The organism is Sphingomonas sp. TX0543 (assembly GCF_048565505.1).
Lineage (GTDB): Bacteria > Pseudomonadota > Alphaproteobacteria > Sphingomonadales > Sphingomonadaceae > Sphingomonas.
Window position 1 is genome coordinate 1,040,675 of record NZ_JBLZUS010000002.1, and the last position, 23,765, is coordinate 1,064,439.

The following is a 23,765-nucleotide window of genomic DNA, read 5'->3' on the forward strand; positions in this document are numbered from 1 at the left end:
ACCGGGACCGGCCGTCGAGGGCAGCCGCCCCATGCCCACTCCCGCCGCACGGCGGAAGCGGATCAGTCAAACCTTGTCAGAGCGTCGCGATCCAGCCGTCCCCGATCTGGCGCAACACATCCAGCGGCACCCGACCGTATCGCAGCACCGCGCTGTGATACCCCTTGAGATCGAACCGCGCGCCGGCTTTCGCCTTCGCCCGTTCGCGCACGTCGGTGAACACCGAATGGCCGATCTTGTAGCTCGCCGCCTGGCCGGGGTTGACGCAATAACGCTCCACCTCGCGCGCCGCGAAGCCCTGCGTCTCGCCCTCCTGCTCCACGAACCGCTGAATGCCCTGTTCGCGCGACCAGCGCAGGTGATGGATGCCGGTATCCACCACGCAGCGATTGGCGCGGAACAGCATGAACTTGAGATAGCCGATGCGCCCGAGCGGATCGTCATCATACATGCCGATTTCGTCGGCAAGCTGCTCCGAATACAGTGCCCAGCCCTCGCCATATCCGGAGAAGCCGTTGATCTTGCGGATCAGCGGCAGATCCTTGTTCGACAGCGCGAGCCCGCCTTCGAGCTGATGCCCCGGCAGCCCCTCATGATAAACGGTCGTCGCGAGGCAGAACTTCGGCCAGTCCGCCGAATCCTTGAGGTTGAAATAGACGAGGCCGGGGCGCGATCCGTCGATCGCGGGCGACTGGCTGAATGCGGCCGCCGCACCGGCCTCGGTCTGCACCGGCACACGGCGCACCTCGAAGCTGTAGGGCGGGATACGCTCGAACACCTCGGGCAAACGCGCCCTGATCGCGGCGAGCCGATCGTTGCAATAAGCGATCGCATCCTTCTTGCCCGCATCTGTATCGGGGTAAAGCTGATCCGCATTGCGATAGAGCGCGGCGACCCGCTCGCCGACACCGCCCCTGGTATAGCCCTGCTTCTTCAGTTCCGCGTCAAGCCGCGCGGAGATCATCGCGGCCTGATCCAGCCCGAACTTGTGCACTTCCTCCGGCGACATGCTCGCCGTCGTCGTCGCCTTCAGCGCCACAGGGTAGAAGGCGGAGCCCTGCGGCAGTTTCCACACGCCGGCGTCGTGCGTCGCGCGCGTGCGCAGATCGCGCAGCACGGCGAGCTGCCGGTTCAGCGCCGGGAGCACGCTGGCGTCATAGATACGCGTGGCGTTCCCGGCGTAGCTGTCGCCCAGCCCCCTGGCGGCGGCGCGGCGCGCGATCGACTGTACGACCAGCGCGTCCTTCGCCGGCACGGCTGTCTTGCCCATCTGCCCGATCGCCAGATCCAGGATGAAATCGGGCGGGACGACTCCGATGCCGGTATCGTGGCGCATCCGTTCCGTCTGGTTGTCGATCTCGCGGCCGAATGCCTGGAGCCGCTGGAGATAGGCGTCGGCATCGCCCGCGCTTTCGATCTTGTGCTTGGTATCGAGGAAATCGGGCACCGATTGATACACGCCCGAAAGTTGCGATACGACATAGGGGCTGGGGCCGTAGGACGAGCCGCCGAAATCGAACGCCTGCACCGCCACTGCCGAGCGCCGCGTGTAAAGGATACAGTCGAGATCGATCCGTTGCTCCGGGCCGAGCGCGGTGCGGTCGATCGCCTCGAGCCGCTTCAGTTGCGCCTTCGCAAGCGCGCGCGCCTGCGCGATGCCGGCCGCTGACTGATCGGAAAGCTTCGCGCGCAGATCGGCGTTCGCCCCGGTGTCCAGCCCGAGCTGCGTCGCGCTTTCCGGGCTGCGGCGAAGCTGCTCCTGCACGAGCTGATCGAACAGCGCCGTGAGCGGCGTGGAGGCGGGCGCGGCGCGGAGCGGGGCGGCGGCGAGCAGACCCGAGGCTGCGGTGCCGGCGAGGAAATGGCGACGATCGGTGAACATCGCGGCAGCTAACACCCGGCGGGGGCGGGGCGTCAATCCCGCGCGTGGGCGTAAATTACTGACACATGACGGTTTGTTCATGCGAGCGACAGTATAGGTTCAGCCACGCAGGCCCATGCCGTGGTCGATCGTCGATACGGAGGCGCGGCTGGGATGGCAGGCAGGATGATACGACGGGGCGCGACGCGGCTGACCATGATGGCGGCCTTGCTGGGATCGGCGATGCCGGCTGCGGCAGCGCCTGCGCCCGCTGCCCGGATCGCCTGGGCGAACCGGCTGACGTGGGGCGCGACGGCCGCCGATCTCAGCGCCGCGGACGGGCCGGGCAGTGATCGCTGGCTGGATGCGCAACTCGCCATGCCCCCCGCCGCGCTCCCGCCGCAGGCCGCCGCGCAGCTCGCGCAGATGCGGATCAGCCGCATGCCGGTCGCGCAGATCGTCGTCGAGCAGCAGGCGATGCAGCGCGATGCCAATGCGCTCACCAACCCGGATCAGAGCAAGGCCGCCAAGGAAGCCTATCAGAAAAGCATGGGCGACCTTGCCAACGAGGCGCGCACACGCTCGATCCTTCGCGATCTCTACGCGCCCGATCAGGTGCGCGAGCAGATGACGTGGTTCTGGTTCAACCATTTCAACGTCCATGCGCAGAAGCGCGACATCCGCGCGATGATCGGCGATTACGAGGATACGATCCGCGAACACGCGCTTGGCCGCTTCCGCGATCTGCTGGAAGCGACGCTGCGGCACCCGGCAATGCTGCGCTATCTGGATAACGACCAGAACGCCGCCGGCAAGATCAACGAGAATTACGCGCGCGAGATCATGGAGCTTCACACGCTCGGGGTCGGCTCCGGCTATACCCAGCAGGACGTGCAGGAACTGGCGCGGATCCTCACCGGGGTGGGGGTGAATGTGAATCACGATGCGCCCCGGCTGCGCCCACAGCTCCAGCCGCTCTATCTCCGCGCCGGCCTGTTCGAGTTCAATCCGGCACGCCATGATTTCGGCGAGAAGCACTTCCTTGGCCACACGATTCGCGGATCGGGATTCGACGAGGTCGAGCAGGCGCTCGATCTGATCGCCGCCGCGCCAGCCACCGCGCGCCATGTCTCAACGCAGATCGCGACCTATTTCATGGGCGATGCGCCGCCGCCGGGGGTGATCGACCGCATGGCGCAGACGTTCCAGCGCTCGCACGGCGATATCGCCCAGGTGATGCGCACGATGATCCGCGCGCCGGAATTCGCCGCCTCGCTCGGCAAAACGTTCAAGGATCCGATGCATTTCGCGCTGTCGGCGGTGCGGCTGACTTATGGCGATCGCGTGATCCTGAACGCGCAGCCGATCAACAACTGGCTCAATCGCATGGGGCAGGGGCTCTACAACCACGAGACGCCGGACGGCTATGACATGAAGTCGGCGGCGTGGTCCGGCCCGGGCCAGATGGCGACGCGGTTCGATATCGCCAAGCAGGTCGGCGGCGGCGCGTATGGCCTGTTTCGCGCGCCGGATGCCAATGCGGAACTGCCCGCGTTTCCGCAATTGCAGAACGCGCTCTATTTCAACGGTTTGCAGGATATGCTGGCCGCGCCGACGCGCGCCGCGCTGTCGCAGGCCGGATCGCCGCAGGAGTGGAACGCGCTGTTCCTGTCCTCCCCCGAATTCATGCACCGATAACGGAGCTTGCCATGATGCCGCATCTTCACCGCCGCGACCTTCTGGTCGGCGCCGCCGCGTTCGCGCCGCTTGTGGTGGCGGGCCGCGCCTTCGCCGCGCCGCAGGCCGGGAGCAGGCTGCTCGTCGTCTTCCTGCGCGGCGCCTATGACGCGACCAATATCGTCGTGCCGAGCGGGAGCGATTTCTATCGCGAGGCGCGCCCGACGATCGCGCTCGGCAAGCCCGATCCCAACGATCCCAAAGCACCGTTGCCGCTCGATGCGAGCTGGAGCCTGCATCCCGCGCTGAAGGACAGCATCCTGCCGCTGTGGCAGCAGCGCCAGATCGCGTTCGTTCCCTTCGCCGGCACCGACGACATGAGCCGCAGCCATTTCGAGACGCAGGATACGATCGAACTGGGCCAGCCGATCGGCGGCCATCGCGATTATGGCTCCGGCTTCATGGCGCGGCTGGCGGCGATATTGGGGCGCGGGGACAAGCCGATCGCCTTCACCGATCAACTGCCGCTGTGCTTCCGGGGCGGCGCGTCGCCGGTGCCGAACCTGGCACTCGCCAATGTCGGCAAGCCGATCGACCAGCGCCAGGCGAAGCTGATCGAGGGGATGTACGCGCAGCAGCCGGCCTTGTCGCGATCGGTGGCGGAAGGGTTCGAGGTGCGCGATACAGTCTATCGCACGCTGGATGACGAGATGAAGGCGGCGAGCCGCGGCGCGGTAAGCGCCAAGGGTTTCGCGCTGTCCGCGAGCCGCATCGGCACGCTGATGCGCGATCAGTTCAACCTTGCCTTCGTCGATGTCGGCGGATGGGATACGCACGTCAACCAGGGCGGCGCGACCGGCTATCTCGCCGATCGTATCGGCGAGCTGGGGCGCGGGCTGGCCGCGTTCGCGCAGGCGATCGGCCCGGAGAAATGGCGCAGCACCACGGTGGTGGTGGTGTCAGAATTCGGCCGCACCTTCCGCGAGAACGGCAATCGCGGCACCGATCACGGCCACGGCAGCATCTATTGGGTGCTCGGTGGCGGCGTATCCGGCGGCAGGCTGGCGGGCGAACAGGTCGCGCTGTCTCAGGCGACGCTCAACCAGGGGCGCGACCTGCCGGTGCTGAACGACTATCGCGCGCTGATCGGCGGGCTGGTCGCGCGGCAATACGGGCTTGGCGCGGACCGGCTGGCAGGCCTGTTCCCCGGGGCCAAGCCGCGCGATCTGCAACTGATCTGAAGCGGCGCGGCGCTCAGCTCGCCTGCGCCGCCTTCCAGTCCCGCTTCACCTTTTTCGCGAGGCTCCATTTGTGAACCTCGGTGGGGCCGTCATAGATGCGGAATGCGCGAACCTCGCGGAACACCTGCTCGACGATCGTGTCGCTGGTGACGCCGCTGCCGCCCATGACCTGTACGCAGCGATCCGCGATCCGCATCAGCGCCTCCGACACCGCGACCTTGGCGATCGAGCTTTCCGCCGTGCCGAGCGCGCCGGTGTCCAGCACGCCGGCACACCAGTCTATCATCAGCTCGGCCTGTTTCAGGTCGATCATGTTGTCCGCGAGCATGAAGCCGACGCCCTCGTGATCGATCAGCGGCTTGCCGAACGCGTGCCGACGGTTCGCATAGTCGGTCGCGATCTCGTTGGCGCGCACGCAGGCGCCATACCAGCGCATGCAGTGCGACAGCCGCGCGGGCGAAAGGCGGATCTGTGCGTATTTGAAGCCGTCGCCCGCATGGCCAAGCATCTGGTCCGCCGGCACGCGAAGATTGTCGATCAGGATCGTCGCATGGCCGCCCGGCATCGAGCTGTCGATCGTGTTCGGTACGCGCTCGATTCTGATCGCCGGGTCCGGCAGATCGACGAGGAACATGCAGGCTCCCTCCTCGGCCTTCGCCATGACGATACCGACCTTCGCGCCATGCGCCCCGGTGATGAAAGCCTTGCGCCCGTTGATGACCCAATGGTTGCCGTCCGGCCGGCACGTGGTCTGCATCATCGACGGGTCGGAACCTGCGCCGCCCTCCGCCGCCGGTTCGGTCATGAAGAAGGCGGACCGTGCGCGACCCTCGACCAGCGGAGTCAGGAAGCGCTCCTTGATCTCCGGGCTGCCGACCTTGCCGAGCAGATACATATTGCCCTCGTCGGGCGCCCCGGTGTTGCAGGCGAGCGGGCCGAGCGGGGAAAGGCCGGTGCGCTCCAGCACGATCGCCGTTTCGCGCTGCGAGAGATGGCTGCCGTCCGGCAGGATGTGCGGCGTCAGCACGCCCGCCGCGCGCGCCTTCTCGCGCATTTCCATGACCAGCTCGTCGGTCGGCGCGTCATGATGGTCGCGGCGCGTGTCGCGCTCATAGGGAACGACGACGTCGCGCACGAACGCTTCCACGCGGTCGGCGATCTCCAGCGCCTTTTCGATGCCGATGCCCATGCCATCCCCTCCCTGTGCGGCGTTGATGCCGGATTTGTCGCCGGCTCTAGGGGCGAGGCGCGGTCGTGGCAACGCGCCAGTGTGCGTCGGTCCGCACATACGCCCGCCCGGCGCCAGATGACGAACCCGCCCGCATGGGGCGGGGCGTTGTCAGGGCGGAACGGGCGAGCACCGGATCGCGCGCAATCATGTTGCGGACGCCATCACGCCTGTCCGTCAGGATCGTCCCGCTTCGGCGCAGTAGCGCTCGTTGCCCCGGGGCGATGGTGAACGTGCGCGGACGGCAACGCCCGACGTGGCATGGCACGGGCAATCACTGATCGGGATGCGAAACCCGATCGTTGTCGACGCGATCATATTCCGCCTGGATTTGCGCGGGAGGATCCTCGTCGCCCGCTTCGGGCAGCGTCTTGTGCATCGTCAGCGCCCAGCGTTCGAGCCAGGTGATGCCGTCCTTCTCGGCATAGGTGTCGCGGGTGCGATAGGCAGGATCGCGCATCGCCCGATCCAGCGTGACCGGGCGCAGATGCGCCTGGCGAAGCAGACCGGCAAGTTCGTCCAGCGTGTCCGCGTTCAGGCGCGTGCAGTGCAGCAGCATGACATGCGCGATATCGCGCCCGAACAACACACGTGCGCTGGCCTGTGACCAGCGGATGCGGATCGCGGTATAATCGAGATAGGCTTTGCGGATCTGCTCCTGTTTCGCGACATCGCGCCGGGCGATCGCATCGTCATAAGGCTCGGCGAATTCCCAATCCTCGGCATCGATGGTTACGGGCGCGATCCGGTAGCCGTGCGTGCCGAGCCACGCGTCGATCCGGTTGCGCACTGCCGCCGGAAAGCCCGTTTCGAGATAGGGATGGCGAAACCAGCGAAGCTTCTGTCCTCGCGCTTTCAGCATCGGGCGCGTCACCTGCTCGCCGTGCGCTATATCCGCGATATAGCCGTCCGCGCCGAGCGTATTGGGCGAGCCATGCGAATAGGTGTGGTTGCCGAGCGACATTCCGGCATCGAGCCAGTGCCTGAGGTTTTCGATCTGATGGTCGGGCGTCAGATCGCTGATCTTGCTTTCGTTGACGAAGCCGGTCGCGGGAAAATGGTGGCGTTTCAGCTTAGCCAGCAGGTTTGCGTTAAGATCGTCGACATAGGCCTGATCGGGCAGGATCGTGAGCGCCGGCAGATCGTCGAACGTCAACGCGACCATGCCGTCGCGTGCGGCCGCCGGCCCGGCACTGGCCATCGCGACAACCGCGATCATCCGCGCAACTTGCTTCCACCCACGCCGTCTCGCCAAATAAGCCCCCTTTTGTCGCGCGCAGCATATCGCGAGAGGCGGGAATGTCTCCAGAAGGATTGCGTTCCGGCCCGGCGCGAGCGATCGCCAATCTGTTGCGGGCGACGGACGCTATTGCATCGACTTGGCGACCTGCTCCGTACGCTCCATTACGCGCAGCACATTTTCGCCGGCCAGCCCTGCGACCTCCGCATCGGACCATCCGCGGCGCAACATCTCGGCAAGCAGCGCCGGATAGGCCGACACGTCGCCAAGGCCATCCGGCAGCGGATGGCCAACTCCGTCGAAATCCGATCCGATACCGACGCTCGCCTTGCCCGCGATCCTGGCGACATGATCGATATGATCGGCGACCTCTTTCAGGGTGACAATCGGTTCTGGATGCTCTTTCAGCCACGCTGCATAGGCGGCTGCGGCCTTGTCCGGCTGGCCGATATAAAGGCCACGATAGGGTGGAGAGTTGAGCCGGATCTTCTCGGCAGCCGCATCTGCCGCCCACCGGCGGTTCCTGTCCGAAACATAGCCCGGTGCGAAATCGACCATGACCACGCCACCGTTCGCGGCGACCAGCCGGAGAACGTCGTCGGATACGTTGCGGGGATGATCGTTGATCGCGCGCGCGCCGGAATGGGAAAAGATCACCGGCGCCTTTGTCTCCGCGAGCGCGTCGCGCATCGTCGCCTCGCTGACGTGCGACAGATCCACCAGCATCCCCAGCCGATTGAGCTCGTGCACCACCTGCCGGCCGAACGGGGTCAGGCCGTTATGCTTCGGATCGTCGGTGGCCGAATCCGCCCATTCGATCGTGCGCGCGTGCGTGAGCGTGAGGTAGCCCGCGCCGAGCGTGGCATAAGCGCGCAAGATCGACAGATTGCCGTCGATCTGGCCGCCGCCCTCCACCCCCATCATGGAAGCGATCCTGCCCGAAGCATGGGCACGGCGCACGTCGGCGGCGGTGCGCGCCAGCGCGAACGTCTCCGGGTAACGAGCGACGATCGACCTGACGAGATCGATCTGCTCCAGCGTCTTTTCCACCTGCTCCTTGCCCGGCAGATCGGCGGAGACATAGACCGACCAGAACTGTCCGCCGATCATTCCCTTGCGCAAGCGAACGATATCGGTGTCGTAAGGCTCGCCCCCGACCCGCGAAAGATCGCGCAAATCCATGGTCCAGCGCTTCTCGCCCTCCCGATCCGCGAGCGCTTCCGGCCAGTCGTTGTGCCCGTCGATCAGCGGCGTCGTGCGCAGAATCCGCGTAACCCGGGCGGAATAATCCTGCGCCCACGCCGCAGGTGGCAGAACACCGAGGCAGATGGCAGCGGCCAGCATTCCACGCTTCATCATACGTCCCATGGGGCATCTGCTCCTGTTCCTGATCGTGGAGGCGATAGGCCGCTTTGACGCCGGCGCAACTTCACGATTATCGAGCAAGGTGCCGAGACGATCGCCTCATCGCTCGATTTCGAACGGCAGCGTATAGCCGGTCATCTGCTGGCGAAGGAGCTTCTTGTCGATCTTGCCCGTCGCGCCGAGCGGGATCTCGTCAACGAACAGCACGTCGTCGGGCATCCACCAGCTGGCGATCTTGCCGTGGAGGAAAGCGGTGAGATCGTCGCGCGCCGCGCTGGCGCCCGGCTTGAGCTGGCACAGCAGGATCGGGCGCTCATCCCATTTCGGATGCGCAACGCCGATGACCGCGGCGATCGCGACGGCGGGGTGGCCCGTGGCGATATTCTCGATCTCGATCGAGCTGATCCATTCGCCGCCGGATTTCACCACGTCCTTCGCACGATCGGTGATCTGCATGTAGCCCTGCGCGTCGATCGTCGAGACGTCGCCCGTATCGAAAAAGCCTTCCTCGTCCAGCACATCGCCGCCGTCGCCACCGAAATACCCCGATACGATCGTCGGACCCTTGATCATCAGGCGGCCCGGCGTCCTGCCGTCATAAGGCAGGCGATTGCCCTCGTCATCGGTGAGTTTCAGCTCAAGTCCGGGCATCAGCCGGCCCTGCTTGATCGTATATTGAACCTGCTCGTCAGCCGGCATCGCCGCGACCGCTGCCGAAGGGGTGGAAATGGTGGCCAGCGGAGAGGTTTCGGTCATGCCCCAGCCCTGGATCACCTCGACGCCATAGCCGTCGCGGAAACCGCGAACCAGCGATTCCGGCACCGCCGAACCGCCGATCACGACACGCTTCAGGCCCCCCAGCCCGCGGCCGCTGGCTTTCAAATAATGCAGCACGCCCTGCCAGATCGTGGGAACGGCGGAGGAAAAGGTGACGCCTTCCTGCTCGATCAGATCGACAAGCGATTCGCCGTCCATCCTCGCCCCGGGCAGCACGAGCTTCGCCCCGGCGGCGGGCGCCGAATAGACCATGCCCCACGCGTTGGCGTGATACATAGGCACCACCATCAGCACCGAATCACGCGCGGACAGCGCCAGCCCATCGGTTTGCAGCGTCATCAGCGCATGAAGATAGTTTGAGCGATGGCTATAGAGCACGCCCTTCGGATTGCCCGTGGTGCCCGATGTGTAGCAAAGCCCGCAGGCCGCCTTCTCGTCAAATCCGCCCCAGGTGAATTCGGCCGGTTCGCCCGCCACCCAATCCTCAAACGCGGTGGCGGCATAATCGGTCTTCGGCAGCGCCGCGGCGCCGCACAGGAAGATGACATGCTCGATCGTCGGCGCCTGCGGCAGCAACTGGCCGACCAGCTCGGCACAGGCGGGATCGGCGAAAAGAATGCGGTCGCCGGCGTGACTGGCGATATAGGCGATCTGTTCGAGGAAAAGCCGCGGATTCAGCGTGTGCAGCACCGCGCCCATGTTCGCCGCGCCATACCATACCGCGAAGTGGCGGGCGGAGTTCCAGCCCATCGTCGCGACGCGATCGCCGGGGCGGATGCCGGCGCGGGCGAGCCCGCTCGACACGCGCTTCGCCAGGGCATGGATCTCGCCATAGTTGCTGCGGGACACGATCCCGGCGGCGTCGCGCGATATGACTTCGCGCGCGCTATGCCAGGCTGCAGCGTGACCGAGGAACTTATCTACCGTAAGCGCGCCGTGCTGCATCAGACCAAGCATCTACACCCTCTCTCCCCGTTTATCATTTCGCGACCACCATGGAAAAACCCAGCTTTCCATGCGCAATCGCTATGCCCGCCGGTGTCAGCTTATCCAGTGCCAGATGCCGGCGCGCCATCCCGAAAGCGGAATATGCGCCCAGGTCGCAAAAAGCCAGACGACAAGGCCACCGATGAGTGCGTGTGTGCCGAGGCCACCCAGCTTCGCCCGGCCGGAGGCGATGGCGGCAAACGGCCAATAGCTCGTGCGCCGTTCCCATTCGCGCCAGAACTCGGGCTGCAGCGCCTCCTTCTTGCGATCCTGCATCGCGGCACCGACAAGTGCCAGCGTGATGATCGCGACCGCGACGATGATGTTCGAGCGCTCCGGATAAACCAGGATGTGAACCACGCCCCATAACGCGAATGCCCACATCATCGGGTGGCGCGTGATCGCGAATACGCCGCGCGCGACTGGCACGGTGTCGGTCTTTGCCTCGGGCATTGCCGGATTGCGGATCAGCGAGCCCATCAGCAATACGCTCGCGGCGAGCATCACCAGGCTCGCGATCACCCAGATCGCATCGCTCGCCGGCCACAGCAATGGCCCGGTCGGCGCCGTGCGATAGGCGAGTGCCAGCCAGATCAATGTCGCGAAGGCGACAACGCTGTAGATGCCGAGAAAGCCACGCTCACCGATCCGCGCGGCGATCGGGGCGCGCAACGGGTGCGACAGAAGGAAATGACTTCCCACGAAGGCGGCCGCAGCCACCGCTACATTGTCCATCAATCCCTCCTGTTGTTGAAGCCTATTGCACGCCGTGCATCCACTTCTTGAGCGGCCACGAAAGCAGGAACAGCAGAATGCCAAGTCCGATCGCGATCAGTGCGATCGTGGTGAACGTGTGCGTGTAGGTGTCCAGGCTGACCTTGAGGTTGGTGACCTGGCCGCCAACGGTTTCCACGCTGGCGAACTGCGCCACCACGCCCGCGACATATTGCGCCACCGAGATCGAAAGGAACCACACGCCCATCATCAACCCCACGACACGCGCGATCGACAATTTGGTAATCATGCTGAGGCCGACCGGCGAGATGCACAGTTCGGCGAGCGAATGGATCACATAAAGCCCGCCGAGCCACCACAGGCCGACCTTGAAATCCGGCCCCGCGAAGGATGCGCCCCATACGAGGAACAGAAAACCGCCGCCGACGCCCATGAGCGCGATCGCGAACTTGATCGGGATCGAAGGCTCGCGCCCGCGCCGCGACAGCCAGCCCCACAGGGCGCTCATCACCGGCGCGAGCAGCACGATCGAGACGGGGTTGAAGTTCTGCGTCTGCGGGGCCGAAAGCGTGAACAGGCCGAACACACTGCGGTCGGTGTTGCGGTCGGCGAACAGCGTGAGGCTCGATCCGGCCTGTTCAAACAGCGTCCAGAACACCACGTTGAAGACGATCAGCACCATCGCGGCGAGCATCATCTCACCCTCCTTCCGGCTGCCCTTCGCGAACGACCAGATGAGGATCGCCGGCACCGAGACGAGGAAAGTGCCGAACAGCAACTTTCCCATCAGCGGCAGCGTGGCGAGATAGCCGATGAAGCCAGCGCCGGGCGCGGCCGCCTCGGTAGTCATCAGATTCTGGAACAGGAAATAGAACATCGGCACCGCGAGGATCGCGAGGGCGTAGATCAGGATGGCGCGATCGGGCCCTTCGCGCTTCGGCGGATTGCCATAAGCGTCAAGCCGGCCGCCATGGAAGGTAATCATGAGGAACGAAATCACCATCGCGACTCCGGCGAGGCCGAGCCCGGCGGGCCAGCCGATCGTATCGGCGAACGCGGCGCACAGGAACTGGCCGAGGATCGATCCGGTGTTGATCCCCATGTAGAAGATGGTGAAGCCCGCGTCGCGGCGGCGATCGCCCTTTGTGTAGAGCTCGCCGACCATCGTCGATATATTGGGTTTGAAGAAGCCGTTGCCGACCGACACCAGCGACAGCGCGAGCAGCAGGACGACCATCACCATCGGGCTCCGGTCAGCCGCTTCGGTGAAGCTGCCGGCTGGAACGCGGCGCACCTCATGGCCATCCGCCGCGTTGAGCGACAGGCTGCCATCATCGTTGCCGTGCATCGTCAGCTTCTGCCCACCGTAGATAAGGTGGCGCGACTCGTTAGGAGCGCTGGACGGTGCGTCGCGGAAATTCTCCACGACCACCTCGTAACGTTGGCCGTCGATGATCTGATACGGTTTGGCGGGCGATCCGCCGAAGGCGAGGGTGAAATAGCCCACGGCCATCATCAGCGCGCCGAAGCGCACCGCGCGCTTCGAGCCGAGATACTGATCGGCCAGCAGCCCGCCGACCAGTGGGGTGAGATAGACCAGAGCGGTATATCCGCCGTAGAGGCCCGTGGAGGCGCGATCGCCAAGCACGAAATGCTTGGTGAGGTAGAGCGTCAGCAGCGCCCGCATCCCATAATAGCCGAAACGCTCCCACATTTCGGTGCCGAACAGCCAGAACAAAGGCTTCGGATGGCCGAACCATGTTCCCTCCGCAGCCGGATTGACATGAGAGATGTCCGGCTCGCGCGGCGTATCCGCCGTCGGGGTGTCCACCATTTGCGCTAACTTCCCTGGAAATTTCGTTGCAGCGGAAACTAGCGGGAAAGCGCGCACTGTAAATATCCGCGTGAGGTGGTTAGAGGCGATGGTGATGTTCAACGATCGCTCCACGCCGCTTTCACTGCTCGCGACCCGCCGATCCGGGAAGCCGCGTGCTCTCGTCGCGCCCGGCCCTGATCGCGCGCAGCTTGAGGAGATGTGCGTCATCGCCGCGCGTACGCCCGATCACGGCAAGCTCGCGCCATGGCGCTTCGTCATCGTCGCGGCGGACCAGCGCGCTGCGCTCGCGCGTGTCATCACCGATGCGTATCGCGCCGAGCGGCCCGAGGCGAAACGGATCGAGATCGATGCGCTGGAGCAGTTCGCCGCGCAGGCGCCCGCGCTGGTGGTGATACTCTCGTCGCCGCGCATGGAGAGCGCCATCCCGCTTTGGGAGCAGGAACTTTCGGCCGGGGCGGCATGCATGAACCTGCTTCACGCCGCGCACGCCATGGGCTTTGCCGCTGGCTGGCTGACCGGCTGGGCGGCTTTCTCCGATCAGGTGCGCGATGCTTTCGGCACCGCGCCGGAGCGGATCGCGGGGTTCGTCTTCATCGGTACGCCGGGCAAGCCGCTGGAAGAGCGGCCGCGCCCCGATCCCGCCGCCGTCATCAGCCACTGGCGGGGTTAGGACTCGCTTTTTGCCTCACTTGCTGTATTAAGGCAGCATGACAGCGTTAAGCAACGAGGACAGCCCGGTCTATATTCGCCTGCGCGCGACGATCGCTGCCAGTATCCTGCGCGGAGATTTCCGTGCGGGCGACCAGCTTCCCTCAGTCCGCGCACTCGCTGCCGAGCACGGCGCGAACCCGCTGACGGTCGCAAAGGCCTATCAGAGCTTTCAGGACGGTGGCTATGTCGAGGTGCGGCGCGGGGTGGGGATGTTCGTCCTGCCGGGCGCGGGGGAGCGCCTGCGCGTCGCTGAGCGGGATTCGTTCGTGCAGAACCACTGGCCTCGTATCAGGGAGCATATCGAGCTGCTGGGGCTCGACATTGGCGATCTGATGGCGGAGCGGGCATAGGCGTTCCGTCAGGCGTGGCGACCGGCGGCCGGTCGCTACCTCTCCCACGAGGGACCAGACGATAGGGCTTGCCGCTCAGTCCCGGCGAGCCGATCCGATCGATTTTCCGCCGGACGAGGAATTCACGGTTTTCGCTCCTCCTCATCCGGCGGCGTCGGATCGCGTTCGATCACCCAGCTATGATTTTCGACAATCCACGCCGGCACCGGCTTTCCGCGTCCATCGCGCGCGGGGGAGAAGCGGAAGCGCTTCTGGATCAGGGCACAGGTGGTATCGTCCAGCGCGCGGCTGCCGCTCGTGCGGGTGACATCGCATTCGGTGACATGGCCGGTGGCGTCGACCAGATAACGCACCGCGACCGTGCCATTGACGCCGGCGCGACCCGCATCGGGAGGATAATCGGAATCCTTTAGCCGACCGCTCCGCCAGCGTGGGCCAGTGCCGCCGTCGCCATCGCCGCCGCCGCCATAGCCGTTGCCTTGGCCGCCTGCGCCCGTGCCGGGACCGGCGACGTCGCTGGCGCCAGTAGTCGCCTGCGCGCCGACAAAAGGCTTTGGCGCGGTTACCATCACCGGCGGAACGGGGATCTGGATCACCGGGGTCGGCGCGGCGACGGGCGTGGCCTGGGAGCGCAGATTCGGCGGCGAAGGGCTGCCCTTTGCGGCGCTGTGATGGCGTGGCGGCGGGGGGACGCGTTCAGGCGGCGGCGGTGGTGGTTCAGGCAATACGCCGAAGACGGCCATGCTCCGCTCGATCACGCGCGGGATATGCACCGTCAGGCCCGTCACCAGCAGCCAGATCAGCAATAGCTGCACGCTCGCCGCCGCCAAAGCGGCGACGAGGCGGGAGCGGTTTTCCGGCGCGGCGATCGTCCAGTTCACCGCGCCATAACGCACGGATCGGCTGAACGACGCGTTATTCAGAAAGCGGTCGCGTCCAGCGCGTACAGCGCGCGTGCGTCCGCTTCGGCGGCCGCGATCAGACCGGTTGCTTCAGGTACGATCTGCGCGACGTAGAAATCGGCGATAGCGCGGCGCGTTCGGCCCGGCGCATCATCCGCGCTTTTGCGGGCCAGCCGCTCGACCAGCCACCCCGATGTCGCAATCGACAGCATGGTGAGGAAGGGGTAGCTTGCCGCCAGCCGATCGTCGGCATCGGCGGTCTGAAGCCGCCGACCGATCGCCTCGCAGGCATTGACCAGCGCGATGAGGCGGGCATCTTCCGCCTCCGCGCGAATGTCGGCAATGAGGCTGGCGAAGGCGCCGCCGTTCGACAAGGCCAGCTTTCGCCCGACCAGATCGGCGGCCTGGATGCCGTTCGTTCCCTCGTAGATCGGGGTGATGCGCGCCTCGCGGAAATATTGCGCGGCGCCGGTTTCCTCGATGAAGCCCATGCCGCCGTGGATCTGCACGCCCAGGCTGGCCACTTCATTGCCGATGTCGGTGGCGTGCGCTTTTGCGAGCGGAGTGACGAGTTCCAGCCGGTCCTTCGCCGCCGTATCGCCCAGCCCGGCACGATCGACCTGACCTGCGGCGTAATAGACGAGCGCGCGCGCAGCGAGCGTCTGCGCCTTCATCCGCATCAGCATCCGGCGCACGTCGGGAAATTCGATGATCGCGGTGGGCTGGCCGTTGCGCACGCCCTGGATCCGCTCGCGGGCATAGTCGGCCGCCTTTTGCGTCGCGCCTTCAGCCACCTGCACGCCTTGCAGGCCGACGTTGAGGCGGGCGTTGTTCATCATCGTGAACATCGCTCGCATCCCGCCGTTCACCGGCCCGATCAGATGACCGATGCAATCGTCGTGATCGCCGAAGGAGAGCACGCAGGTGGGCGAGGCATGCAGCCCCATCTTGTGCTCGATCGAGACGACGCGGACGTCATTGAACGCGCCCGGGTTGCCATCGGCATCGAGCCGGTATTTCGGCACGAGGAACAGCGATATGCCGCGCGTCCCCTCCGGCGCACCCGGCGTGCGGGCGAGCACGAGATGGACGATATTGTCCGCCATGTCGTGATCGCCGAAGGAGATGTAGATCTTCGTCCCTTTGATCGACCACCCGCCGTCTTCGCGAGGAGTAGCCATCGTCCTGAGCGCGCCGACATCGCTGCCAGCCTGCGGCTCGGTAAGGTTCATCGTTCCGGTCCACTCGCCGGTCGTCAGGCGCGGGAGATAGGCGGCCTGCTGCTCCGGGGAGCCGTGATGCGTCAGCGCCTCGATCGCACCGACCGTCAGGATCGGGCAAAGCGCGAAGCCCATGTTCGCGGTCCCCAGCGTTTCCAGCACCGCTGTCTGGATCGCGAAGGGCAGGCCCTGACCGCCAAACTCCTCCGGCGCGCCGATCGTGCCCCAGCCACCGTCCACGAAGGCGCGATACGCTTCGGGATAGCCCGCCGGCATCACCACGCTTTCCGGCGTCCATTTCGCACCCACCGTATCGCCTGCACGGGCGAGCGGCGCCCATTCGCCGGCGGCAAACTGGCCGATCCCCTCAAGCACCGCGTCGATCACATCGTTCGAGGCGGCGGCGAATTTGTCGGCCGAGGCCAGCTCATCGAGGCGGACGATGTGGTCGAGGGTGAAGCGTTGTTCGGCGGTAGGCGCGGTGAAGGGCATTTCTATCTCCTCGCGCGCCGCTATAGCCAATCCCTATGGTTGCTCAACACCCCGGCGTCAGACCTTACGGTTCCGCGGCGATCGCGGAAGCTGCGGCCGAAATCGCGCGGGGCGGGGTCGTCGGCGTGCCGACCGAAACGGTTTACGGTCTCGCCGCCGACGCGACGAACCCGGCGGGCGTGGCGCGCATTTATGCCGCGAAGGGGCGGCCAAGCTTCAATCCGCTGATCGTGCACGTTCTCGATCTTGCGGCAGCGGAGCGGATCGCGGTTTTCGACGATGCCGCGCGCGCGCTCGCGGTGCGCTGGTGGCCAGGGCCACTGACATTGGTGCTGCCATCGCGCGCGGATGCCGGGATCGCCTCGCTCGTTACCGCCGGGCTCGGCACGATTGCGCTGCGTGTCCCGGCGCATCGCGCGATCCGGTCGCTGCTCGAGGCGACGGGCAAGCCGCTCGCCGCACCTTCCGCCAACGCAAGCAATGCGATCAGCCCGACCCGCGCGGCGCATGTGGCGGCCAGCCTTGGCGATCGGGTGCCTTTGATCCTCGATGATGGGGCTTGTGCCGCCGGAGTGGAATCGACAATCGTGATGGGCCAGCGCATTCTCCGCCCCGGCCCGATCAGCGGCGAGGACTTGGGCTTGCCGCTGGCCGACGCGGGCGGGAAGGTCATCGCCCCGGGCCAGATGGCGACCCATTATGCCCCGGCCAAGCCGCTGCGGCTCAACGCGACCTTGGCTGAGGCCGGCGAGTGGCTGATCGGCTTCGGCGAGGTGGCGGGGGACGATACCTTGTCGGCCTCCGGCGATCCGGTGGAGGCGGCGGCGCGGCTATTCGATGCGCTGCATCGCGCCGATGCGAGCGGCCGCGCCCGGATCGCGGTGGCGCCCGTGCCGGAGGCCGGGATCGGCGCCGCGATCAACGACCGTCTGCGCCGCGCCGCGCATCGCTGAGCGACCGGGATGAGCTTCGCCCTGCGCCTCGCCCTCGAGGAGGATCTGCCCGCGGTGCGCGCCCTGATGGCGAACGCGATCGACACGTTGCAGCGCGCTTTCCTTTCCAGCGAGCAGATCGTCGCGAGCCGGGCGGTGATGGGACTGGATACGCAGCTCGTCGCCGACCGAACCTATTTTATCGTGGAAGAGGCGGGTGTGCTTGCCGGCTGCGGCGGGTGGAGCCGGCGCGCCACGCTGTATGGCGGAGATCACAGCGGATCGCTGCGCGAACCGCGCCTGCTTGATCCGGCGCGCGACGCAGCGCGGGTGCGGGCGATGTATACCCATCCCGGTTTCGCCCGACGCGGCGTCGGACGGCTCATCCTCGCCCGTTGCGAGCGCGCGGCGGCAGAGGCGGGTTTCCAGGCGGTGGAGCTTATGGCCACGATGAGCGGACAGCCATTATATCTGGCCGCCGGCTATCGCCCGATCGAGGCGATCAGCGACGATCGCGGTGGCGCGCCGGTGCCAATGGTGAGGATGCGCAAGGAGCTGGGGCCGGCCGCCACGCGCTGACCGGCCCGCTGGCGGCTCAGGCGTCAGCCGCCGCCCTGGTCCGCGCCGCGAAGCTCTTGCGCAGTTTCTGAAGCTTCGGCGGGATCACCGCGAGGCAATAGGGATTGCGCTGGCCTTCGCCCTCCCAATAGTCCTGGTGATAGCCCTCGGCCGGCCACCATTCGTCCGCATATTCGATCGTCGTCACGATCGGCTTGGCATGATCGGCCTGCGCGCGCGCGATCGCTTCGTTGGCCTGTTCCTCCTGCAAGTTGTTCGCCGGAAAGATGGCGGAGCGATATTGCGTTCCCACGTCATTGCCCTGCCGGTTGAGCTGGGTCGGATCGTGGGTCGCGAAAAAGATGTCGAGCAGGTCGCCATAGCGGAGTTGCGCCGGATCGAATCCCACGCGGATCGCCTCGGCATGCCCGGTCTCGCCGCCGCACACCTGCTTGTACGTGGGATTTGGAACAGTGCCGCCGATATAGCCGCTCTCCACCGATTCCACGCCGATCACGTCCTTGAACACGGCCTCCGTGCACCAGAAGCAGCCGCCGGCGAGTGTTGCATATTCGGTCATGGATGAGGTCTCCTTTGCGGCCAATGTAGTAAGCCGCTAACGCGCGCGCAAAGGAGCAGCACATGACTTTCGACGGCAAGGTGATGGTGACGGGCGGCGCGGGCTATATCGGGAGCCATGCCGTGCTCGCGCTGCTGGATGCGGGATATGAGGTGGTGGTGATCGACAATCTCGTCACCGGCTTTGCCTGGGCCGTCGATGCGCGCGCTTCGCTGGTCGAGATGGCGGTGGAGGATGCCCGCGTGCGCGACGTGATCCGCGATCATCGCGTTCGTGCGATCATGCACTTCGCCGGATCGGTGGTGGTGCCCGAGTCGGTGAGCGATCCGCTCAAATATTACCGCAACAACACCGCGGCTTCTCGCAGCCTGATCGAAAGCGCGGTGGCGGAGGGCGTGCCGCATTTCATCTTTTCCTCCACGGCGGCGACCTACGGCACGCCGGAGAAGGTGCCCGTGGCGGAAGGCGATCCGACCGTGCCGATCAACCCCTATGGCATGTCGAAGCTGATGACGGAGGCGATGCTGCGCGACGTGGCGGCGGCGCATCCGGTCAATTACTGCGCGCTGCGCTATTTCAACGTCGCCGGCGCGGACCCGCAGCAGCGCAGCGGGCAATCGACGGTTGGCGCGACGCATCTTATCAAGATCGCGGTGGAGGCGGCGACGGGCAAGCGCGGGCATGTCGGGGTGTTCGGCACGGATTTCCGGACCCGTGACGGCACGGGCGTGCGGGATTATATCCACGTTTCCGATCTGGCGGACGCCCATGTTGCGGCCCTGCGCCTGCTCGTGGACAGGCCGGGCGAGAGCCACACGCTGAACTGCGGCTACGGCCGGGGCTTTTCGGTGCTCGAGGTGCTCGATGCGGTCGATCGCGTGACGAATGTGTCGATCGAACGCCGCTTCGAGGAGCGACGCGCGGGCGATCCCGCCGAGCTGGTGGCCGACAATCGCGCGATCCTGGCGGCGCTGCCGTGGCGTCCCAGGCGCGACGATCTCGACGGGATCGTTCGCGATGCCTTGGCATGGGAACGGAAACTGGCGGAATTGGGCAAATGAGATTGCGGTCGCTGTTATTCGTGCCGGGGGACCGGCCGGAACGCATGGAAAAGGCACTGGGGCTTGGCGCGGATGCGCTGATCCTCGATCTGGAGGATTCCGTGTCGCTCGCCAACAAGGCGATTGCCCGCGATGCCGTTCGCGCGTTCGTCGGGCGCAAGCCGGGCGGGCCGGCGTTGTTCGTGCGCATCAACCCGCTCGATTCGGCGTTGGCAGCGGATGACCTTGCCGCTGTTGCCGGGCTGCCGCTGGCGGGGATCACGCTTCCCAAGGCGGAGGGAAGCACGTCGATCGACGATCTGACCGCGCGGCTGCCGGGCGATTATGCGATCTTGCCGATCGCGAGCGAAACGCCGCGGGCCGTCTTCACGCTCGGCAGCTACGCTGGCGCGCGGCTCGCCGGGCTCACCTGGGGGGCGGAGGATCTGCCCGCGGCGATCGGCGCGGCCAGCAGCCGGGAAGCGGACGGCAGCTATACCGACCCATATAAGGTGGTGCGTGCGCTCACCCTGTTCGGCGCCCATGCGGCCGGCGTTCCGGCGATCGAGACGGTCTATCCCGATTTCCGCGATCTCGACGGGCTGGCCGCTTATGCCGCGCGCGCGCGTCGCGATGGATTTACCGGCATGATGGCGATCCACCCGAGCCAGATCGCAGTTATCAACACGGCATTCACGCCGAGCGCCGATGAGATTGCGCATGCTCGCGCGGTGGTGAACGCTTTCGCGGCAAATCCGGGAGCCGGGGTGCTTCAGCTCGACGGCAGGATGATCGACGCGCCGCACCTGAAAGCGGCGCAGCGGTTACTGGCGCTGGTGGATTAAGCTCATCCGCGCCTTCGCGCCGATCGACCACCAGCCCAGCGCCCAGAGCGTGCCGAAGCTCCACCCGGCCAGCACATCCGACGGCCAGTGGACGCCAAGGTAAATGCGGCTCAGCCCGATGGTCGCGACAAGCAGGCCCGCGACCACGGCGATATAACGCCGGGTGGCGTGGCCGCGTGTCACCTGCGTCACCAGTGTCGCAATGGTGAGATACACGATCGCACTGTTCGCCGCGTGGCCGCTTGGAAAGCTGTAGCCGCTCGCCGCGACGACGTGATCCACGATCTCGGGGCGGACGCGACCGAAGATTGACTTGAGCACGTCGACCGCGATCGAGCCTAGCGTCGTCGCCACCACCACCAGCGCGGCGGTGAGCCACAAGCGACGCACCAGCAGCAGTCCCGCCGTCGCCGCCACCACCAGCGTCAGCACGGTGCCGCCGCCCAGCGCGGTCACGTCGATCATCGCATGACGCAGCCATGCCGGCCCCGCCTCATGCACCGTGACGATAATCGCGCGATCGAAGCCGAACGGATGGCGCGCAATCAGCGTCCCGATCACCAGCGCAAGGACGATCGCGCCCGCGATCAGCCCGCCGCCGAGCATCAGCGGGCTGGGATTGGCAACGCCGGGGGGCACCGGCTGCTCTTCGGCTAGCAGGGGATCGTCACGCATCGGCACACTTAACGACCGAGTTGTCGGTTGGTGGCAAGTCAGAACGCCGCATGAAGCCGGAGCGCCAGCACATTCGCGGGCCCGCGGTCGCGATTGTAGCCGGGATTGGCGATATGCTGCGCGTCGATCGTCGCCTCCAGCGCCGGCGTGATCCGGGCGGCGTAGAACAGTTCCGCGATCTGCTCCGCCCCGGCATGCGGCAGACGCCCGTCGCCGATCAGCACGCCGATCCCGCCGGCATCGAGATAACGACGATGCGCCGCCGAAATGCCGTTCGCGATCAGCGCCAGCCCTATCCGGTCATCCTTGCGCCGCCAGCGCGATCCGCGCAGCACCGCGCCGATCTGCGCGCTCCGATCGATATCGGTGAAATCGTAGGGCTCGATCGCCCCGTCCGCGATGCCGGCGCGCGCGAACAGGCCGAGATCGCTGGTGAGCTCCTGCTCCAGATTGAAATGCACCCCGATCCGCGTCATCGGCCGCCTCGTCAGCGCCGGATCGAGCGGATTGCCAGTCGCCTGGGCGAGCGCGAGCGCATCGTCGAAGCGGCTGAAACGTCCGCGATTGCGGAATAATGTCACGCGCACGGCGCCCGGATGGCCCGCGATGGCGTGGCGATGCTCGATTTCGGCATCGATCTGATACTGGCTGAAATCGCGTTCCAGCGTCTCGCCGTTGGGCACCTTCGAAAGATTGAACCCCCCGATCCGCAGCGCCCATGCCCCGCGATAAAGCTCAGCGGCGATGCCGGTCGAATAGCCCCAGGCATCCGCGGCGTAATCGAACGTACCGGCATCGACCGCCGCCCAATTCAGGAAATCGCCGCGCGGATCGTGGGCATAGGCGTTGGTGTCAAACACGTCGCCCACGCCGAACTTGCCTGCGGTGATGACGATGCGATCCACATCGCGCATCCCGCCGAGCTGATTCGCGCCCGGCGCCACATTCTCGCGCGCGCCGCCCAGCCCGATCGTCTGGCGAACGAACAGGCGCTGAAGCCGGAAATAGGGGCTCGCGCGTCCGACCTTATAGGCTTCCGCGCTGGGGAAGCCGGCCACACCCAGCGTGTTCGAAAGCCCGAAGCCCTGGTCCATTTCCGGATTCGCCCACAGCTCCGCGCCCTTCCAGGGGCGCGCGCCGATGAACGCCGTGGCGTCGACGGTTTCCTTCACCTGCCGTGGGGCGAGGCTGTTCGCGCCCCCATACGGGGATGCAAATCCGCCGACGCCCTGCACGACAAGGGTCGCCTGGCCGTGGATCGCCCAGTCCTGTGCGGGCTGATCCGCCGCCTGCGCGAAAGCAGGAAGCGCAAACATGAAAAGGCAGCCTGTGGCCGCCGCGTAAAACGGCTTTCCGGTCATTGCGACCTCCATCGGGTTTTTCGAACGCCCGAAGGAGGATCGCGCGGTCAGGCTATGCGCCGACCGATGCGAACCGCCACCGGGCCAGTGGCGATCGGATGCAGCGAAGCGACGCTTCTACTGTCTCCGTCGCCGGTTGACTGGCTTGAACGGGGCATTGGGTTGCAGTGTCCTGTGATCGAGTCGTGATTGACCCGGTCGCGCGGCTCATACTCCCGGAAAATGACAGATCAAGCCGCCTTCGCGTCGATTCAGTCGCGCAGTCGCTCGGAAAGGAAGTCGATCAGTGCCTCGACGCGCGCCGGCCGCAACGCGCTGGGTGGGGTCATGAGGTGCAGGCCGACCGCGGCAGGCCGCCAGTCCGACAGGATTTCTACCAGCAGGCCGTCCCTGAGCGTATCGCCGAGGATGAAATCCGGCAGCCGGGCGATGCCAAGGCCTCCGATCAGCGCCGGCATCAGCGCCTCCCCGCTGTTCGCCGCGAGCGGTCCTTCGGCGCGCACCGCCACTTCCGCGCCGCCAGCGCCGCGAAAGCGCCATGGGCCGGTGATGTTGGTGTAGCCGAGCAGACGGTGCTCCCCAAGCTCGCCGGGGTGATTCGGCGTGCCGTGCCGTTCCAGATAGACCGGCGCCGCGACGATATAGCTGGCGATCGTGCACAGCCGCCGAGCGCGCAGCGAGCTGTCAGGCAGGTCGGCGATACGCAGCGCCACGTCAAACCCCTCCGCCACGATGTCGACCCGCGCGTCGGAAAGCGCCAGCTCGATTTCGATCCCCGGATGCCGGCCAAGGAATTCGGCGATCAAGGGCGCGATATGCGTGACGCCGAACGTCATCGGCGCCGCCAGCCTGACACGCCCCTCGGGCGCGGAGGCGGCATCATGCGCGGCCTCTTCCGCTGCGATCGCCTCCGCGAGCATCCGCCGGGCGCGATCGGCGAGCGGCTTGCCGGCCTCGGTGAGCGTCAACCGGCGGGAGGTGCGGTGAAAAAGTGACTGGCCGAGCGCTGTCTCAAGCCGCGCGACTGTCTTGGATACCGTCGCCTTGGACACGCCGATTGCGATGGCGGCGGCGCTGAACGACCCGTGATCCGCCACGGTGGCGAAGGTCGCCCAGCCTTCGAGATCGGGAAGTCGCATCAAAAACTCCAC

Annotated in this window: 21 protein-coding genes; 8 read left to right on the forward strand and 13 right to left on the reverse strand. The window is 66.2% G+C overall.

What is annotated here, in order from left to right:
• Positions 1-76 precede the first annotated feature (76 nt).
• Positions 77-1,882, reverse strand: a complete 1,806-nt coding sequence (locus tag ACM61V_RS05615) for a DUF885 domain-containing protein (protein ID WP_419713875.1) — start codon at positions 1,880-1,882, stop codon at positions 77-79.
• 165 nt (positions 1,883-2,047) lie between these two features.
• Between ACM61V_RS05615 and ACM61V_RS05620 the strand changes: the two genes are divergently transcribed.
• Both ACM61V_RS05620 and ACM61V_RS05625 read left to right on the forward strand, forming a co-directional pair.
• Complete coding sequence (locus ACM61V_RS05620) at positions 2,048-3,559, forward strand: DUF1800 domain-containing protein (protein WP_419713876.1); 1,512 nt, start codon at positions 2,048-2,050, stop codon at positions 3,557-3,559.
• An 11-nt stretch (positions 3,560-3,570) separates the two neighbouring features.
• Positions 3,571-4,779, forward strand: a complete 1,209-nt coding sequence (locus ACM61V_RS05625) for a DUF1501 domain-containing protein (RefSeq protein WP_137786801.1) — start codon at positions 3,571-3,573, stop codon at positions 4,777-4,779.
• 13 nt (positions 4,780-4,792) lie between these two features.
• Here ACM61V_RS05625 and ACM61V_RS05630 read toward each other — a convergent pair whose 3' ends face one another.
• From ACM61V_RS05630 to ACM61V_RS05655, 6 genes are all read right to left on the reverse strand, one after another.
• The gene (locus ACM61V_RS05630) at positions 4,793-5,968 is read right to left on the reverse strand and encodes an acyl-CoA dehydrogenase family protein (protein ID WP_137786800.1); all 1,176 of its coding nucleotides are present in this window, start codon (positions 5,966-5,968) and stop codon (positions 4,793-4,795) included.
• A gap of 313 nt (positions 5,969-6,281) precedes the next feature.
• Positions 6,282-7,226 carry a polysaccharide deacetylase family protein gene (locus ACM61V_RS05635; RefSeq protein WP_137786799.1) on the reverse strand — a complete coding sequence of 315 codons (945 nt, stop codon included), beginning with the start codon at positions 7,224-7,226 and terminating at the stop codon, positions 6,282-6,284.
• Between the two features lie 147 nt (positions 7,227-7,373).
• Positions 7,374-8,606: a dipeptidase gene (locus ACM61V_RS05640; RefSeq protein WP_419714248.1), complete on the reverse strand. Its 1,233-nt coding sequence runs from the start codon at positions 8,604-8,606 to the stop codon at positions 7,374-7,376.
• Positions 8,607-8,711: 105 nt separating this feature from the next.
• Positions 8,712-10,346, reverse strand: a complete 1,635-nt coding sequence (locus ACM61V_RS05645; protein ID WP_137786797.1) for a long-chain-fatty-acid--CoA ligase — start codon at positions 10,344-10,346, stop codon at positions 8,712-8,714.
• A gap of 84 nt (positions 10,347-10,430) precedes the next feature.
• A complete protein-coding gene (locus ACM61V_RS05650) occupies positions 10,431-11,111 on the reverse strand; it encodes an NnrU family protein (RefSeq protein WP_137786796.1) in 681 nt (226 codons plus the stop codon).
• A 22-nt stretch (positions 11,112-11,133) separates the two neighbouring features.
• A complete protein-coding gene (locus ACM61V_RS05655) occupies positions 11,134-12,945 on the reverse strand; it encodes a peptide MFS transporter (RefSeq protein WP_137786795.1) in 1,812 nt (603 codons plus the stop codon).
• A 94-nt stretch (positions 12,946-13,039) separates the two neighbouring features.
• Between ACM61V_RS05655 and ACM61V_RS05660 the strand changes: the two genes are divergently transcribed.
• Complete coding sequence (locus tag ACM61V_RS05660; RefSeq protein WP_137786794.1) at positions 13,040-13,618, forward strand: nitroreductase family protein; 579 nt, start codon at positions 13,040-13,042, stop codon at positions 13,616-13,618.
• 37 nt (positions 13,619-13,655) lie between these two features.
• Complete coding sequence (locus tag ACM61V_RS05665; RefSeq protein WP_137786793.1) at positions 13,656-14,009, forward strand: GntR family transcriptional regulator; 354 nt, start codon at positions 13,656-13,658, stop codon at positions 14,007-14,009.
• A 122-nt stretch (positions 14,010-14,131) separates the two neighbouring features.
• On the opposite strand, the gene ACM61V_RS05670 is transcribed toward ACM61V_RS05665, so the two are convergent.
• A complete protein-coding gene (locus tag ACM61V_RS05670; RefSeq protein WP_249341544.1) occupies positions 14,132-14,890 on the reverse strand; it encodes an energy transducer TonB in 759 nt (252 codons plus the stop codon).
• Between the two features lie 38 nt (positions 14,891-14,928).
• Positions 14,929-16,623 carry an acyl-CoA dehydrogenase gene (locus ACM61V_RS05675; protein WP_419713877.1) on the reverse strand — a complete coding sequence of 565 codons (1,695 nt, stop codon included), beginning with the start codon at positions 16,621-16,623 and terminating at the stop codon, positions 14,929-14,931.
• 35 nt (positions 16,624-16,658) lie between these two features.
• Between ACM61V_RS05675 and ACM61V_RS05680 the strand changes: the two genes are divergently transcribed.
• Together ACM61V_RS05680 and ACM61V_RS05685 are read left to right on the forward strand one after the other, a co-directional pair.
• Positions 16,659-17,576: an L-threonylcarbamoyladenylate synthase gene (locus ACM61V_RS05680; protein ID WP_137786791.1), complete on the forward strand. Its 918-nt coding sequence runs from the start codon at positions 16,659-16,661 to the stop codon at positions 17,574-17,576.
• 9 nt (positions 17,577-17,585) lie between these two features.
• Positions 17,586-18,134, forward strand: a complete 549-nt coding sequence (locus ACM61V_RS05685) for a GNAT family N-acetyltransferase (protein WP_137786790.1) — start codon at positions 17,586-17,588, stop codon at positions 18,132-18,134.
• A gap of 16 nt (positions 18,135-18,150) precedes the next feature.
• Here ACM61V_RS05685 and msrA read toward each other — a convergent pair whose 3' ends face one another.
• A complete protein-coding gene (msrA, locus tag ACM61V_RS05690; protein ID WP_137786789.1) occupies positions 18,151-18,693 on the reverse strand; it encodes a peptide-methionine (S)-S-oxide reductase MsrA in 543 nt (180 codons plus the stop codon).
• A 62-nt stretch (positions 18,694-18,755) separates the two neighbouring features.
• Between msrA and galE the strand changes: the two genes are divergently transcribed.
• Both galE and ACM61V_RS05700 read left to right on the forward strand, forming a co-directional pair.
• Positions 18,756-19,754 carry a UDP-glucose 4-epimerase GalE gene (galE, locus tag ACM61V_RS05695; RefSeq protein WP_137786788.1) on the forward strand — a complete coding sequence of 333 codons (999 nt, stop codon included), beginning with the start codon at positions 18,756-18,758 and terminating at the stop codon, positions 19,752-19,754.
• Complete coding sequence (locus ACM61V_RS05700; protein WP_137786787.1) at positions 19,751-20,578, forward strand: HpcH/HpaI aldolase/citrate lyase family protein; 828 nt, start codon at positions 19,751-19,753, stop codon at positions 20,576-20,578. Before galE ends, ACM61V_RS05700 begins: the two co-directional genes overlap by 4 nt.
• Here the strand turns inward: ACM61V_RS05700 and ACM61V_RS05705 are convergent.
• From ACM61V_RS05705 to ACM61V_RS05715, 3 genes are all read right to left on the reverse strand, one after another.
• Positions 20,558-21,253, reverse strand: a complete 696-nt coding sequence (locus ACM61V_RS05705) for a phosphatase PAP2 family protein (RefSeq protein ID WP_249341543.1) — start codon at positions 21,251-21,253, stop codon at positions 20,558-20,560. The genes ACM61V_RS05700 and ACM61V_RS05705 overlap by 21 nt on opposite strands.
• A 38-nt stretch (positions 21,254-21,291) precedes the next feature.
• Positions 21,292-22,614, reverse strand: a complete 1,323-nt coding sequence (locus ACM61V_RS05710; RefSeq protein ID WP_171007574.1) for a carbohydrate porin — start codon at positions 22,612-22,614, stop codon at positions 21,292-21,294.
• Positions 22,615-22,865: 251 nt separating this feature from the next.
• Positions 22,866-23,753 (reverse strand): LysR family transcriptional regulator, encoded by an 888-nt coding sequence (locus ACM61V_RS05715; RefSeq protein ID WP_137786785.1) that lies wholly within the window; start codon positions 23,751-23,753, stop codon positions 22,866-22,868.
• Positions 23,754-23,765: the final 12 nt, after the last annotated feature.